This window comes from Pseudomonas sp. GL_135, assembly GCF_057834665.1.
Genome location: NZ_CM174408.1, coordinates 4,937,550 through 4,952,243 on the forward strand (window position 1 = coordinate 4,937,550; position 14,694 = coordinate 4,952,243).

A 14,694-nucleotide genomic window follows, 5' to 3' on the forward strand; every position below is an offset into this window, starting at 1 on the left:
CGATCCGATCCCTGATAGCAGGCGCCAGGCCGGCTCCGCAAACTTCCTGTGGCCGCCCTTCACTCGAGAAACCGCCCCAATCGCTGCCTGAGCATGCGGTTTTCCGCTCTCACGTGTTCAAGCTCTTCCAGCAGGTTGAGCGCCAGGGCGACGCCGTCCCATTCGAGCTGCAATTCGTGATGCAATTTAACCGCACGCCTGGCGATCGACAGCGCAGCACTGTCGAACAGCCATTCGTCCGGCTGTCTTCCCTGGGGTTCGAGAATGCCGTGTTCGACAATCTCGATGACGAAGGCGGCCGGCAAATCAACCACCTGACAGAACTCCTGCATGTCGATGACCAGGGTGTTGCTCATGATCAGTTACTCCATTGAGCCCTCGGATCAAACGCGGCCTGCGCGGCCAGCTTCTCCCACAGCGCTTTGGTCGCCTCATCGGTGGATTTGGGCATGACAATTTTGAGCTGCGCGTACAGATCGCCGCGCTGGCCCTGCTTGTTCAACAGACCGTTGCCTTTGACCCGCAGCCGCTGCCCGTTCTGACTGTCAGGACGGATGGTCAGGTTGATCTTGCCGGTCAGCGTCGGTACGGCCACCTTGGTGCCGAGCGCCGCTTCCCAGGGCGCGATCGGCACCGTGATGATCAGGTCATGGCCCTCGACGTCGAACATCGGGTGCGGCGCCAGACGGATGATCAGATACAGATCGCCCTTCTCGCCGCCGGCCACCCCGGGAGCGCCCTGCCCCTTGAGGCGGATGCGCTCGCCATCGGTGACGCCCGCCGGGATTTTCACGTTCAGCGTCTTGGTAATGTCCGCCATGCGCTGGCCGTTGGCGCTGTGTTGCGGCACCTTGAAGCTGATCTGCTTGGACTCGCTGGAGAGCGTCTCCTCCAGAAACACCGCCAGTTCCATCTCCACGTCCTGCCCTCGACGCCCCGGGCTCTGACCCCGACCGCCTTGCTGACCCCCGCGATTGCCGAAAATGGAACTGAAGAAATCGGAGAAATCGCCGTCCTCGAAGCCACCGCCACCAAAGCCCGGCCCTGCGCCCGCACCACCGCGGCCCTGCCAGCCAGGCGGCGGCTGGAACCGGCCCTGACTGCCGTATTTGCGGATCTCGTCGTATTCGGCACGTTTTTCAGGATCGCTGAGCGCTTCATACGCTTCGGAGGCTTCTTTGAATTTGTCTTCCGCGCCAGGCTCTTTGCTGACGTCGGGGTGATACTTGCGCGCGAGCTTGCGATAGGCGGTCTTGATTGTCTTCTCGTCCGCCGTCGGCTCTACGCCAAGGATCTTGTAATAGTCTTTGAAGTCCATGTGACGGTCACCCAATTCTGGAATATCCAGCCCAGTTCGCACCGCGTTTCACAGGTGAACGCTGGCTGCGTTGAACGTTGCAAGGTTATCGGCACGCAGTCGCGCGAAATGAGACGCTGTCCAGACCGGCCAAAAGCATTAAGAGTTGCCTGCTAGATTGGGGCTCGGGGCCGCAGTTCAAGACACGCGCGCGAAATAGATGCCGGGCGGGCGATAAACCGACGTTTCGCGCTACGCATCCGGCGCGCACTCGCATACACTGCGCGGCCGTTTTTTGACTGGTATGCAAAGCAGATGAGCACTCCATCCCCGGCCCGTGCCCTTGGCATCGACTTCGGCACGTCCAACTCCACGGTCGGCTGGCTACGCCCTGGAGTGGAAACGCTGATCGCCCTGGAAGACGACAAGATCACGCTGCCTTCGGTGGTGTTTTTCAACATTGAAGAGCGCCGCCCGGTTTACGGTCGCCTCGCCCTTCACGAATACCTCGAGGGCTACGAAGGCCGTCTGATGCGCTCGCTCAAGAGCCTGCTGGGTTCCAAGCTGATCAAGCACGACACCAGCGTGCTGGGTACGGCGATGCCGTTCAAGGACTTGCTCGGGCTGTTCATCGGCGAACTGAAAAAGCGCGCCGAAGCCGCTGCCGGCCACTCCTTCGAGCAAGTCGTGCTGGGCCGCCCGGTGCATTTCGTCGATGACGACGCTGCCGCCGATCAGGAAGCCGAAGACACACTGGCCGACGTCGCACGCAAGATCGGCTTCAAGGACGTTTCTTTCCAGTTCGAGCCGATTGCAGCGGCGTTTGACTACGAGTCGACGCTGGACCGTGAAGAGCTGGTGCTGATCGTCGACATCGGCGGCGGTACGTCGGACTTCTCGCTGGTGCGTCTGTCGCCGGAACGTCGTCTGATCGATGACCGTCATAGCGACATCCTTGCCACCGGTGGCGTGCACATTGGCGGTACCGACTTTGACAAGCAACTGAGCCTGCAGGGCGTGATGCCGCTGTTTGGTTATGGCAGCCGGATGAAAAGCGGCGCGTACATGCCGACCAGCACGCACATGAACCTGGCGACCTGGCACACGATCAACTCGGTGTATTCGCAAAAGTCGCAACTGGCGCTGGGTAGCATGCGTTATGACATCGAAGACACCCAGGGCATCGACCGGTTGTTCAAGCTGATCGAGCAACGCGCCGGTCACTGGCTGGCGATGGAAGTGGAAGAGACGAAGATCCAGCTGACCGAAGCGGACCGCCGTCTGGTGTCGATGGACCGCGTGGAGCCTGGCCTGAGCGTCGACCTCACTCGTCAATTATTCGAATCGTCCATCGATGCATTGCTCGAACGCGTGCGCGGCAGCGTGACGAACCTGCTGAATCTGGCAGGGGTTGGCGTCACCGATGTCGACACCGTGTTCTTCACCGGCGGTTCCAGCGGCATCCCGGCCCTGCGCAACAGCGTTGCCGCAATGCTGCCCAAGGCCCGCCACGTCGAAGGCAACATCTTCGGCAGCATCGGCAGCGGCCTGGCGATCGAAGCGAAAAAGCGCTACGGCTGATTTGCAGCTGTCTTGCCCTCAGGACCGCATGCCCTTAGTGGGACCGGCTTCAGCCGGGAAGGCGTCAGATGTCACGCCGCAAATTCTGTGGTGTTCAAACCGGCCTCTTCCCGGCTGAAGCCGGTCCTACTGACCGCGTGCACTTAGTGGGACCGGCTTTAGCCGGGAATGCGTCGGGTGTTACGCCGCGAAAACGAGGGAGTTCATGAAGGCCTCTTCCCGGCTGAAGCCGGTCCCACAAAAACACCGCGTGCAGCCGTGAAAAGGGGGCACACCTTGTTGAGCAGCAGTCGCTATACCAATTCCGCCCGGCGCAGTTCGCTCTTCAGGTACGCGTAATAAATCGGTCCAGCCACTACCCCCGGCAGGCCGAAGGCGGCTTCGAAGATCAGCATCGCCAGCAGCAATTCCCATGACTTGGCGCTGATCTGCCCGCCGACAATCCGTGCGTTGAGGAAATACTCGACCTTGTGGATCACGATCAGATACCCCAACGCCGCCATCGCCACCCAGATCGACAACGACATGCCGACGATAAAAATCAGCGTGTTGGACATCAGATTCCCGACCACCGGAAGCAGGCCCAGCAGGAAGGTCAGCACGATCAGGGTTTTGGTCAGCGGCAAATGCACGCCACACAGCGGCAGGATCACCGCCAGAAAGATCGAGGTAAACGCCGTGTTCAGGAGCGAGATCTTGATTTGCGCGAAAACGATATTACGGAAGGCCTGACTCAGCAGGTGCAGACGCTCGAACAGCGCCGCCGCCAATGGCTTGCGCTTGGTGACATCGGGGATGCGCTGCAGGGCGATGATCGCGCCCAGCACCATGCCGATCAGCAGGGTGACGAACATGTGCGCCGCGCCTTTGCCGAGCAGTTGCAGCTCGCCCAGGTGCTTGGTCAGCCAAGCGCTGAGCGACACCTGAAACTCGGTGGCACTGGCCGGCAGGTAGTTGTCGATGAAAGGCGGCAGCTGACCGCGGGCGCGGTCCACCAGAATCATGAATTTATCCAGCGACGCGCCGGGGTTTTCCGCTTCGTGCAGCAAAAAACTGATCGCGCCGGCAAACAGCAACGCCAACACGGTCACCACCAGAGTGCCCAGCAATGCCACCGCCAGCCACCGCGCACGCTCGCCGGCAATCAGCCGTTGCAGCTGCGGGGTGAGCATGTCGACCAGTTCATACACCAGCAAACCCGCCAGCAGACTGGGCAGAAGGTTGAGCGGCAGCACCAGCAGCAACCCGCCGAACACGAGAATGCAACTGGCCAGATAGACTTGACGGGGCGTAAACGTTGGCATACAGCCTCAAAACGAGCGGCGTGAAGGATGGGCAGTCTGCCAGCGTTCTGAGTGGAGAACCAGCGACGCGAAAGCCCTTGAGAGCTCAAGCGTGAGGAGGCTGCGATTGCAGCCCAGATCATCGGCCGCAATCGCTGAAAGTGCAGGGGCTGGCGCCGGAAGGCGACGCCCGCCATTGGCTCGGAAAATTATTTCTTTTTAAGACAATCGCTCATGAAGGCCTTGCGTGCATCGCCCTTGAGCGCCTGAGTGCTGGCCGTGGCGTTGCAGGTTTTCATCTTCTCCTGCTGGGTCGCAACAGGCGCAGGCGCGGCCTTTAAACAGGTGCTCATGAATGCCTTGCGCTCATCGCCCTTCAGCGATTTTGCCGAGGCATCGGCGTTACAGGTGGTCATCTTGTTTTGTTGCGCGGTAGCGGCAAAACCCTGGGCGCTCAACAACAAGCCCATCACCAGCAGAGGAATACGCAGCATCGTCATCGGTTTTCTCCGGAAGCGCCACGCACCGGCATGGCTCTAAAGCCAGTGTAGCCAAAGAATGTTGCTGCATATTTCTGCAAATGCGCAGCGTACGCTGGACGTGCGGACTGGCAGGCCGATAATGGCGCCTCATTTAACAGCCGGTCCGCTCATGCAATACCTCTATCCACTGCTCACCGTCATGATCTGGGCGGGCAACAACGTCATCACCAAAGCCGCCGCTGGGCGTATTTTCCCGGCCGAGATCGGCTTTTATCGCTGGCTGTTGGCGGGCTTGCTGTTCACACCGTTTTTGCTCGGCCCCGTGCTGCGCAATCGAGCGAAAATCAGGCCGATTATTGGCAAAGTCGTGGTGCTTGGCGTGCTGGGCATGGCGATTTATCAGAGCCTGGCGTATTACGCGGCGAACATCACCACAGCCACGAACATGGGCATCATTCTGTCGCTGGTGCCGGTGATGACTCTGGGCATGTCGATCGCCAGCCTTGGCACACGGCTGACAGCCGGCGCGCTGGTCGGCGCATTCGTGTCATTCGCCGGTGTGTTGTGGGTGGTGTCGCAGGGGAGCTGGAGCTTGCTGGTTGCCCATGGCATCAACGTGGGCGATGTCATGATGCTTGTCGCGACGCTGGCGTATGCGACCTACAGCACGCTGCTGAAGAAATGGCAGTTGCGCATGCCGCCGTTGCAGCTGCTGTATCTGCAGATTCTGGTGGCGATCATTGCGCTGTTCCCGCTGTTCGTGATTTCACCGAAAACCGGTTTGAACGCGAGCAACATTCCGTTGGTGCTCTATGCGTGTATTCCGACTTCAATGCTCGCGCCGTTGCTGTGGATGAAAGCGATTTCCATCCTCGGGCCAAGTCGTACCACGTTGTTTTTCAACCTGGTGCCGATCTTGACGGCGCTGGTTGCCGCACTCGCGCTGGGCGAGCAGCTGGCGTCGTATCACTTCATCGGCGGTGCCCTGACGCTGGGCGGAGTGATCCTGGCAGAACGCTGGACCACACCGCTGCGCAAGGCCGCGATCCGTTAAACCTGCCCGTCGGATGAACCCGACCGTCAGGCCTTGTCGTGGTCCTCAGCAGCGTGAATCGACACATCGGTAATGCCCAGCACGTGGGGCAGACCGATGGTGTCTTCACCGGTATCGAACGGATCATCTTCAACGGCTACGTTGTGCTTGAGCGCCAGCTCGTGCACGACCTCGATGATTGGCACGTCGAGGTTTTCAATCAGATCGACATGGTGCTCACCGGCCAGCGTGTACTCGATTTCATAAAGCTCTTTATCGCTCATCGCATCACTTCCTACGCGACCTCACGGGTCGACAGATCACGAACTACGGCCAAATAAGTCAAAGACCGGCGGCTTTGAGGCGCACGGCATGTTCAAGGAACAACCCCACGGGATCGGCTCCCTTGCCCACCAGACCGAAGTGCTGGTTGACGATGTCGAAATGGTCGAGGGGGTAGTCGTCACCGATGACTTTGCCCAGGTGAGAACTGAATCTCCCGACCATGCCATCAGATTGACCTCGCTCTTTCGTGAACGTGCGAGCAAATATTCGGCAGGTGAGATTTGACGTATCGAAGAGGTTTTTGCCCCGGTTGGTGCGTCCTGATTGCAGTGTCCCGGACCACGAGTAATAGCGCACGCCGTTGACCTCTTCATCGCCCTCCGCGCCCCAGTGTTCAGGGAGTCCTTGCGGGAACAGCCGGTTGAAGCGCGCTACGCCGCTGGTGGTCAGCGAATGGTGCGCGGCGTTGACATCCACCGGCAGGCGCGAGCCGCGATAACCGGTGTCGAGCAGGCTGGTGATGAGGGTCGTGAGACGAATGGCAGCGTTGACCGCACGCCCTTTCATGGTATGGGCCGGGTAATGCTCCTCGAAGTAATCGGCCAGTTCGGAACCATGATTGGGCCCGGCGATTGAGGTGACTGAGGCGACCAGGTCCGGACGAACGCCCGCGACATACCGAATGGTCAGCGCACCCTGACTGTGACCGATCAGGTTGACCTTGGCCGCGCCGGTTTGCGCGAGGATTTCTTCGACGCGGGCCAGCAGTTGCTCTCCGCGAATCTCGGTGGAATTCACCGCCGAGACCATAACCGGAATCACCTGCGCGCCGCCCCGACGCAGCGCCGGTACGATGCCAAACCAATAGGGATAGATCACCAACTTCACGAAACCCATTAATCCCGGCACCAGGACGATCGGGTAACGCGTGGCCTGTTCTTGCGGCATGAGAGAGGCGATTCCTGGGGGGTATCGTTGATCAAGGCAGTCAGGTGACGGTAGCCGGGAAACATTCATGGAACATGACAACCAACGGTAATGCCCCATCGCCATCAATTTGATCGAACTCTTTTGCCACTTCAACGCTCCTAACAGCAACGGGCCAACAATGGCCTTTTCGCGGAGCGATTCGAATGTTCAAGCAATCCCTGGCAGTAGTGATTTCCATGGCCGCATTGGCTGGTTGTGCATCGACCACCCTGCCGAACCCGGTTGATTACGCGACCTATCGCAATGAGCCGCTGGTCAAGCAAGTTGAAGAAGGCATGACCAAGGAACAAGTCCTGACCATCGGCGGTACGCCATCAACGACTGTTCAGCGTCGCGCCCACCCAGGCACCTGCAACAACTACGTGCTGAATCGCGAAGGCCATCAGCAGGCTTACTACGTTACCTTCGACAACAATGGCCGCGTCAACAGCAAGGGTTTCATGACCTGCGAGCAGCGTGACACCAACGAACGCGCCATGTGATCTGATGCCATTCGTTTGAATGGTTGATCCCGCCCGCGATCACGAGCGCCGGGGCATCGCAAGGATGCCTGGTATGGCTATGAACGCGGGCGGTCCGGTGTAAGGGACCCCTTCCCGGCTCCAGCGACAACCTGCCCCCCGCGTCAAAAAGTCCTCGAACAAAAATCAAACTTTTGCCAGTTCCCACCACTCACACCTTAAGACCCGATCCTGCCGGGCGCCTGCTCTATGCATGGCGCAACAGAGCGCGACGGAAAAAACCGTAAAAGCCCTGGAGAAATCTGATGATCAATCTGCACCCAATGACCGACGTCGCTACCCTGCGAGAGCGCGCGCGCAAAAACGTCGAAGACGGCGCCGTCACTGAAAGCTATAACGCTGACCGTGAAGAGGTCCTGCGTTTGCTGAACTCGTCGCTCGCGACTGAACTGGTCTGCACCCTGCGTTACAAGCGTCACTACTTCATGGCCAAGGGCATCAAGTCCCACGCTGCGGCGGATGAGTTTCTGGAACACGCCAATCAAGAACTCGAACACGCAGACAAGCTGGCCGAGCGCATCGTGCAACTGGGCGGCGAGCCGGAATTCAACCCGGACCTGCTGAGCCAGAACTCACATGCGCAGTATGTGGCCGGTAACACGCTGAAAGAGATGATCACTGAAGACCTGGTCGCCGAGCGCATCGCAATCGACAGCTACCGCGAAATCATTCAGTACATCGGCGACCAAGACCCGACCACCCGCCGCATCTTCGAAGAGATCCTGGCGCAGGAAGAAGAGCATGCCGACGACATGGCGGACCTGCTCGACGGCCTCTGATACGCACCACGCAATGCAAAAAGCCAGGGCTCATGCCCTGGCTTTTTTGTGGGTGACTTTCAGGCGGGATGTGTAGGATTCAAGGGTTCATTCGCGAGCAAACTTGCTCCCACAGGGCACTGGTTGACTCGATATCCCGGGCGTGCCGCTGGAAGGGTGGGAGTGAGCTTGCTCGCGAAGAGGCCAGTACACCCCGGACATCTCATGTGTCTGGAATGCAGTCTTCGCGAGCAAGCTCACTCCTACACGAGCGGACTATGGCGCGGAATCATCTGCCGTACTTATTTCACCGTCTTCGGCGCTTTGCCCGAGCGCATCTGCTCCAGCAATGCGGTGCACTGGTTAGGCGCATCCCCGCTGCTGGGCGCTACGAGTGCCAGCAATCCCGCCGCAGGTCCGACGGCCGCTCCCAATAGCACCATGCCCGCGCCGCGCAGCAACAGCGGACCTGACTCGACACCCGCATTGGGCTTGCTGAACGGCCCGCGCACATACAGTGGCGAACGCAGGGAGAAGACCCGGAAGCCTTTGGACTCCGGCGTCACCTTCATGTCCAGTTGCTCGGTCTTCAGGTTCGCCGTGCCATCGACGTAAATGATCGCGTTCTCGGTATCGAACACAAACACCTTGGTGCTCGCCAAGCCGTCCTTGAAGCCGACATCGGTGGCCGCACAGTTGATCTTCACGTCCTTGTCGCCGAACAGCTTGCCTACGACGTAATTGCCAACGTTCAGCCCCGCAATCTCCATCAGGCCACGGCTGACGGCGCCGTCGTTGATCAGCATCTTCAGCTCGCCGTTGGACGTGCCCAGCAACGCTGCCACCGAATTGCCACGACCGCTGAGGTCCGCGTCACCGTTTAGCTCGCCAAAGCTGGTCTTCATCGGTTCGAAGGTCGGGAACAATTGCTTGAGCTTGAAGCCGCGTGCCGACAGCTTTGCGCGTCCTTCCAGTGGCTGGGTGTGACCGTTGAGCTTGATATCCGCGTCGAGCTTGCCACCCGCCACACCGAAACGCAGAGGCTCCAGGCTCAACACGCCGTCGTTAAGCACCACATGGGTATAAAGGTCGGTGAACGGCAGGTCGGCGCTCTGCACGATGCGCTTGCCAGTGAACTCTACATCGGCGTCCATGGCCGCCCAGCGATCGGTCTTGAACTCCTCAACCGGCAGCACTTTGTCCGAGGGTTGCTTGCTCTCGCCGCCCCGGGTTTTCTGCTCGGCATTGGAGTCGGCGCCGATCAGCGGCTTGAGGTCCGCCATCAGCAACTGATTGGACACCAGCGCGCCGGTGAGCTTGGGACGGGGTTCGCTGGCGATAAAGCCCAGGTCGCCATGGATATCGCTGTCGCCGATCTTGCCGTTGAAGCCCTTGTACTGGAACGACGCACCCGCAGGGTCGTGCAGTTTGGCGATCAGACGGCCATCAGTGGAGTACGGCGGGGAATCCGGCAAAGTGACGCCCGTCAGCGGATACAGATTGCTGAGGCTGTCGCCGGAGAGTTTCAGGCGCAGGTCCAGTTCTCCCAGATTCTGCGGATCGGTCACGGTGCCCGCGACGGCAACACGCAAGGCCCCTGCACTGACGTCCGCCTGCACCGGGAATGGCAAAGCTGCGTCTTTCAACGCCAGCAGCCCACCCACCTTGCCGCTGCCGTTGAGTTTCTGGCCGTGATATTGGCCCTTGGCGGTGAAGCCGAAGGCGTAGTCCTGCGCCGAAGCGCCCTTGTCCTGGACCTTCTTCGCCTCGCTACTGCCGACAATGTCGCTGTACGGAATCGGCTTGCCCAGCATCTCAATAACGACATCCACGGCCGTGTTGATCTTCTGGTCGTTGTAGCTCACGAAGCCTCTATCGAATCCGATCGTGCCGATGTCGATCACCCAGCTCGATGGCTCGGCGTTCGGATCGCTCTTGGGCAGATCAAACACCCAGTTGGCGCGGCCATCGGCCAGACGCTCGATTTTCGCATTGGGCTCGGTCAGGTTGATGCGCGGAATGACGACGCGGTGGGCGAGCAATGGCAAGGGAGACAAGCGCAGATCGACGCGTTTAAGCGTGACCATCTGCGGCGTCTTCGACCATTCCGGGTTGCCCAGTGCGATGTCTTCCGCCGACATGTGCGGCCACGGCACCCAGGCGCGCCAGCCGCCTTCATCCGGCTCACGGTGCCAGCTCACGGCCAGATTGCCGTTGATGGCAAAGGGGCGATGCAGTTCGGCAGACACCTTCTCGTTGATGGTCGGCTTGAGCCGGTTCCAGTCGAAAGTCGCGATCACAATGATCAGAATCACCAGCAACAGCAGCAGGATTGCGGCTGTCCAGGCAAAGATTTTACGGCCTCGCGTCATTGCGTTGTCTCCCCAAAACCGACGCGCCGTCCAGGGCGCGTCTCGTACGTCGTAACGGTTCGACTAAGAAAACCCGCGTGGGTTTGATGAAATCTGTATTCAGGGTCAGAAAAGTTCCGCCCCCTGCCCATACCGTACGTCCAGACGGGCTCAGCGATCGACCTGAAACACGTTGAAAGGCCCGCCGTGCAAGGGGTCGTAATTCGCATCATTTCTGTCGATGGTCACCATCAGCCCGCTGAACTTCTTTATCGAGGGGGCAGGGGTAAAATCGGCAGCACGTTCACACAACCCTTTACACCCGAGCATCCTTCCATGAAACGCCAATTGATTGCCCTGACCCTTTCCCTAATTGCCTCGAGTGCGTTCGCGATGCCTGCCAGCGAACAAGCGATCCTCGGCGAGGCGAAGGCGACGCAGCATTCCGGTTTGCCGACCGTTGCGCAGGACGGCCCGGATCGCTTGATCAATCAATACCAGCGCGTCGCCGACAACGGGCCGGATCGGCTCATTCAGCAGTATCAGCGCGTTTCCTGAACGAGACCCGCTGGGATCAAAAGCTTCCCGGCTAAAGCCAGTCCTACGGAAACAACGCGGCGCTTGATTAGTGGGACGGCTTTAGCCGGGAAGAGCCGGTTTGAGCGACCTCAATCTGCCGGCATGAGCATGAGAACAGCCCGGCCCTGATCGCCGGGCTTTTTATTGCCCGACGCAAAACCGGGTTCGACGTCACGCAAACGCATTTGCTAAAGTTGCGACCCATGCCTTCATCAGATACACGCCCCATGCTGCCCCGTGCCGAACAGAAACAGCAGACCCGCCACGCCCTGCTTGATGCAGCCCGGGGCCTGATGGAGAGCGGGCGGGGTTTCGGCAGTCTGAGCCTGCGCGAAGTGGCGAAAACCGCCGGCATCGTGCCCACCGGTTTCTATCGGCATTTCGATGACATGGACCACCTGGGCCTGGCGCTGGTCAGTGAAGTTGGCCAAACCTTCCGCGAAACCATCCGCCGCGTGCGCCACAACCACAACATCGACAGCGGCATCATCGACGCGTCTATCCGCATCTTTCTGGATGTGGTCGCTGCCAACCGCTCGCAGTTTCTGTTTCTGGCGCGCGAGCAATACGGCGGCTCGCTCAAAGTCCGCCAGGCACTCGGCGCGCTGCGCGAAGGCATCATCGCCGACCTCGCGACCGACCTGGCATCGATGCCCAAATTCCAGCACCTGAACACCGACGACCTCTCGGTCATGGCCGACCTGGTGGTGAAGAGCGTGTTCGCCATGCTTCCGGAACTGATCGACCCGCCGCCCCCGGCCCTGGCCAAGCACCTCACTCCCCGGGCGAAAATAACCCAGCAGCTTCGCTTCATTTTCATTGGCGCCAAGCGCTGGCAGGGCTTGGGCAGTACCGAGTGAATCGCGAAGCTTCAGGGCGCTGCGTCAGGGCGCTGCGTCAGGCTCTGATCAGCGCATCCCCGCACCACGGCGGTGCATCGCCACAACCGGCGCACCGATAAATCGCATCCCCGCGATCAGCCCTCCCCTGACTGCACCGTATTCTGGCAATTTCTGTCCTGCGTGCCTGTTGGCAAGCCACTTGCTCTAGCACCTTGCATCGCACATTGCTGGAAGCTTTCTGATGCTGGTGATTCATCAACGGACCGAACCTCAGGCTGAATGGGCCGCAGAACTGCATTTGATATTTGAGGCGCGCAGCAAAAGCCGACTGCGCTGTTTCAGTGCCGAGGGCGAAGACGTGGGGCTTTTCCTCGAGCGGGGTCAGCCGCCGTTGCGTGACGGCGACTTTCTCAAGGCTGAAGACGGCCGAATCGTCCGCGTCTGCGCGCGCCCTGAGCAGCTGCTGCACGTGACGTGCAGCAGCGCGTTCGAGCTCACCCGCGCGGCGTATCACCTGGGCAACCGCCATGTGGCGCTGCAAGTGGGTGATGGCTGGCTGCGCCTGCTCGACGACTACGTGCTCAAAGCCATGCTTGATCAACTGGGCGCCACCACCGAATCCCTCGAAGCGCCCTTCCAGCCCGAGCACGGCGCCTACGGTGGCGGCCATCATCACTCCCGCGCCGGAGAGGAAGACTTCAACTACGCCCCACGCATTCATCAGTTTGGCGTACGCACGTGAATGCGGCCTGGGCGCTGCTGCGTCTGGCGAGCCCCCAGCTGCCAATCGGCGGCTACAGCTATTCCCAGGGCCTGGAAATGGCGGTTGAGCAATCGACTGTCCACGATTCGGCCAGCGCCGCCCGCTGGATCGGCGATCAATTGCTGCTCAACCTCGCGCGATTCGAAGCGCCGCTTTTACTGGCGCACTGCACGGCGGCTGCCCAAAACGACTGGGTGGCCTTGCTGCAATTGAGCGAGGCACACCGCGCCAGCCGCGAGACCCGTGAGTTGCACCTGGAAAGCCGACAGATGGGCTATTCGCTGCAGCAACTGCTCAACGGCCTGCCGGAAATGGATCAGCCCGCGCGGGACTTCCTGCAGCGTGTGGGCGAGCCACATCTGGCGCTGGGTTGGGCACTGGCTGCGCGAGCCTGGCAGATCGGGCCTCAGGACGCCCTCGCCGCCTGGCTCTGGAGCTGGCTGGAAAATCAGTTGGCAGTGCTGATGAAGACCCTCCCGCTGGGGCAGCAAGCCGCGCAGCGCCTCACCAGCGAATTATTGCCGTTGCTGCAGAACGCCCAGCAACACGCAACTGCACTGAACCCTGACCACATCGGCAGCGCGCCATTTGGTCTGGCGCTGGCGAGCATGAACCATGAGCGGCAGTACAGCCGCCTGTTCCGATCATGAGGTGGCCGCCATCGGCGCAGCACCTTGAACCGCACAACATGCTTAACGGAGAGAACGAATGAACAGCCAACCTTTACGCGTCGGCATCGGCGGTCCGGTCGGTTCCGGCAAAACCGCGCTGACCCTCGCGTTGTGCCTGGCCCTGCGCGATCGCTACAACCTGGCAGTGGTCACCAACGATATCTACACCCGTGAAGACGCCGACTTTCTGGTGCGCAACGAAGCCCTGGCACCCGAGCGCATCATCGGCGTGGAAACCGGCGGTTGCCCGCACACGGCGATTCGCGAAGACGCTTCGATCAATCTGGAAGCCGTCGACCAGCTTAATCGTCGCTTCGAGGGGCTGGACCTGATCATCGTCGAATCCGGTGGCGACAACCTGTCCGCCACGTTCAGTCCGGAGCTGTCGGACCTCACCATTTACGTGATCGACGTGTCGGCAGGCGACAAGCTGCCGCGCAAGGGCGGACCCGGCATTTGCAAATCCGATCTGCTGGTGATCAACAAGATCGACCTCGCGCCGCTGGTGGGGGCATCGCTGGAGATGATGGACCGCGATACGAAGAAGATGCGCGGCGACAAGCCGTTCGTGTTCAGCAACCAGAAAACCGGTCACGGCCTGGAGCAGATTATTTCGTTCATCGAGCGTCAGGGCCTGCTGACTGCTGCCTGATTCGTACCTCCACAGGACTCAAGGAATTCATTCATGAACGGCAAAAAAGTATTCGGCGCGTTGGCGCTGCTCCTCGTACCGGCAATCGCCTTCGCTCACCCCGGCCACGATGAAAGCGGTCTTGTGGCCGGCATCAGCCATCCCTTGGGCGGCATCGATCACCTGCTGGCGATGATCGCTGTCGGGCTGTGGGCTGCACAGCAAAAAGGCGCCGCGCGCTGGGCGCTGCCGTGCACATTCGTCGGCACCATGCTGCTCGGCGGCTTGCTCGGATTTGAAGGCCTGGAACTGCCTGCACTGGAAAGCGGGATTGCTGCTTCGGTGTTTGCGTTGGGCCTGGCGGTGGCACTGGCGGTGCGTCCGCCGCTGTTCGTGGCCGTGGCGGCGACGGCGCTGTTTGCGCTGTTCCACGGCGTGGCCCATGGTCTGGAACTGCCGGAGATGTCGAGCCCGTGGGGCTATGCGCTCGGATTCGTCGGCGCGACCGCGGCGCTGCATGCGGCGGGTTACGCCGTGGTGCGGTTTCTGCCGACAGCGGCGGCGCCGGTTGTTCGGATCGCAGGCGCACTCTCGGCCGCCACCGGCGTCTGGTTATTCGCGGGGTAA

Annotated in this window: 17 protein-coding genes; 10 read left to right on the forward strand and 7 right to left on the reverse strand. The window is 60.5% G+C overall.

Features of this window, described 5'->3' with window-relative positions; genetic code table 11:
* Positions 1-59: 59 nt before the first annotated feature.
* A complete protein-coding gene (locus tag AC3ISG_RS21880; protein ID WP_122625650.1) occupies positions 60-356 on the reverse strand; it encodes a chaperone modulator CbpM in 297 nt (98 codons plus the stop codon).
* Positions 357-358: 2 nt separating this feature from the next.
* Positions 359-1,318, reverse strand: a complete 960-nt coding sequence (gene cbpA, locus AC3ISG_RS21885; protein WP_122625649.1) for a curved DNA-binding protein — start codon at positions 1,316-1,318, stop codon at positions 359-361.
* Positions 1,319-1,612: 294 nt separating this feature from the next.
* Between cbpA and AC3ISG_RS21890 the strand changes: the two genes are divergently transcribed.
* On the forward strand, positions 1,613-2,878 hold the full coding sequence (locus tag AC3ISG_RS21890; RefSeq protein ID WP_489297955.1) for an Hsp70 family protein: 1,266 nt from the start codon (positions 1,613-1,615) through the stop codon (positions 2,876-2,878).
* A 293-nt stretch (positions 2,879-3,171) separates the two neighbouring features.
* On the opposite strand, the gene AC3ISG_RS21895 is transcribed toward AC3ISG_RS21890, so the two are convergent.
* Complete coding sequence (locus tag AC3ISG_RS21895; protein WP_122625647.1) at positions 3,172-4,182, reverse strand: AI-2E family transporter; 1,011 nt, start codon at positions 4,180-4,182, stop codon at positions 3,172-3,174.
* 188 nt (positions 4,183-4,370) lie between these two features.
* On the reverse strand, positions 4,371-4,661 hold the full coding sequence (locus AC3ISG_RS21900; protein ID WP_427683480.1) for a PsiF family protein: 291 nt from the start codon (positions 4,659-4,661) through the stop codon (positions 4,371-4,373).
* A gap of 151 nt (positions 4,662-4,812) precedes the next feature.
* Between AC3ISG_RS21900 and AC3ISG_RS21905 the strand changes: the two genes are divergently transcribed.
* Positions 4,813-5,697: a DMT family transporter gene (locus tag AC3ISG_RS21905; protein WP_489297956.1), complete on the forward strand. Its 885-nt coding sequence runs from the start codon at positions 4,813-4,815 to the stop codon at positions 5,695-5,697.
* Between the two features lie 26 nt (positions 5,698-5,723).
* On the opposite strand, the gene AC3ISG_RS21910 is transcribed toward AC3ISG_RS21905, so the two are convergent.
* Positions 5,724-5,960, reverse strand: a complete 237-nt coding sequence (locus AC3ISG_RS21910; protein WP_037015625.1) for a hypothetical protein — start codon at positions 5,958-5,960, stop codon at positions 5,724-5,726.
* A gap of 58 nt (positions 5,961-6,018) precedes the next feature.
* On the reverse strand, positions 6,019-6,909 hold the full coding sequence (locus AC3ISG_RS21915; protein WP_489297957.1) for an esterase/lipase family protein: 891 nt from the start codon (positions 6,907-6,909) through the stop codon (positions 6,019-6,021).
* Positions 6,910-7,094: 185 nt separating this feature from the next.
* On the opposite strand from AC3ISG_RS21915, the gene osmE reads away from it, so the two are divergent.
* Complete coding sequence (gene osmE, locus AC3ISG_RS21920; RefSeq protein ID WP_122533787.1) at positions 7,095-7,433, forward strand: osmotically-inducible lipoprotein OsmE; 339 nt, start codon at positions 7,095-7,097, stop codon at positions 7,431-7,433.
* A gap of 284 nt (positions 7,434-7,717) precedes the next feature.
* Positions 7,718-8,251: a ferritin-like domain-containing protein gene (locus AC3ISG_RS21925; protein WP_122533788.1), complete on the forward strand. Its 534-nt coding sequence runs from the start codon at positions 7,718-7,720 to the stop codon at positions 8,249-8,251.
* A 281-nt stretch (positions 8,252-8,532) separates the two neighbouring features.
* Here the strand turns inward: AC3ISG_RS21925 and AC3ISG_RS21930 are convergent, their stop codons facing one another.
* Positions 8,533-10,602: an AsmA family protein gene (locus AC3ISG_RS21930; RefSeq protein WP_489297958.1), complete on the reverse strand. Its 2,070-nt coding sequence runs from the start codon at positions 10,600-10,602 to the stop codon at positions 8,533-8,535.
* 315 nt (positions 10,603-10,917) lie between these two features.
* Between AC3ISG_RS21930 and AC3ISG_RS21935 the strand changes: the two genes are divergently transcribed.
* From AC3ISG_RS21935 to AC3ISG_RS21960, 6 genes are all read left to right on the forward strand, one after another.
* Positions 10,918-11,139, forward strand: coding sequence for a hypothetical protein (locus AC3ISG_RS21935; protein WP_205484891.1), 222 nt, complete (start codon positions 10,918-10,920; stop codon positions 11,137-11,139).
* Positions 11,140-11,387: 248 nt separating this feature from the next.
* Positions 11,388-12,020: a TetR family transcriptional regulator gene (locus tag AC3ISG_RS21940; RefSeq protein ID WP_122533792.1), complete on the forward strand. Its 633-nt coding sequence runs from the start codon at positions 11,388-11,390 to the stop codon at positions 12,018-12,020.
* Between the two features lie 223 nt (positions 12,021-12,243).
* Positions 12,244-12,744 (forward strand): urease accessory protein UreE, encoded by a 501-nt coding sequence (ureE, locus tag AC3ISG_RS21945; RefSeq protein ID WP_122533793.1) that lies wholly within the window; start codon positions 12,244-12,246, stop codon positions 12,742-12,744.
* Complete coding sequence (locus tag AC3ISG_RS21950) at positions 12,741-13,415, forward strand: urease accessory protein UreF (RefSeq protein ID WP_122625641.1); 675 nt, start codon at positions 12,741-12,743, stop codon at positions 13,413-13,415. The genes ureE and AC3ISG_RS21950 overlap by 4 nt, the downstream gene beginning before the upstream one ends.
* Positions 13,416-13,473: 58 nt before the next feature.
* Positions 13,474-14,088, forward strand: coding sequence for an urease accessory protein UreG (ureG, locus tag AC3ISG_RS21955; RefSeq protein WP_122533795.1), 615 nt, complete (start codon positions 13,474-13,476; stop codon positions 14,086-14,088).
* 33 nt (positions 14,089-14,121) lie between these two features.
* Positions 14,122-14,694 carry a HupE/UreJ family protein gene (locus tag AC3ISG_RS21960; protein WP_489297959.1) on the forward strand — a complete coding sequence of 191 codons (573 nt, stop codon included), beginning with the start codon at positions 14,122-14,124 and terminating at the stop codon, positions 14,692-14,694.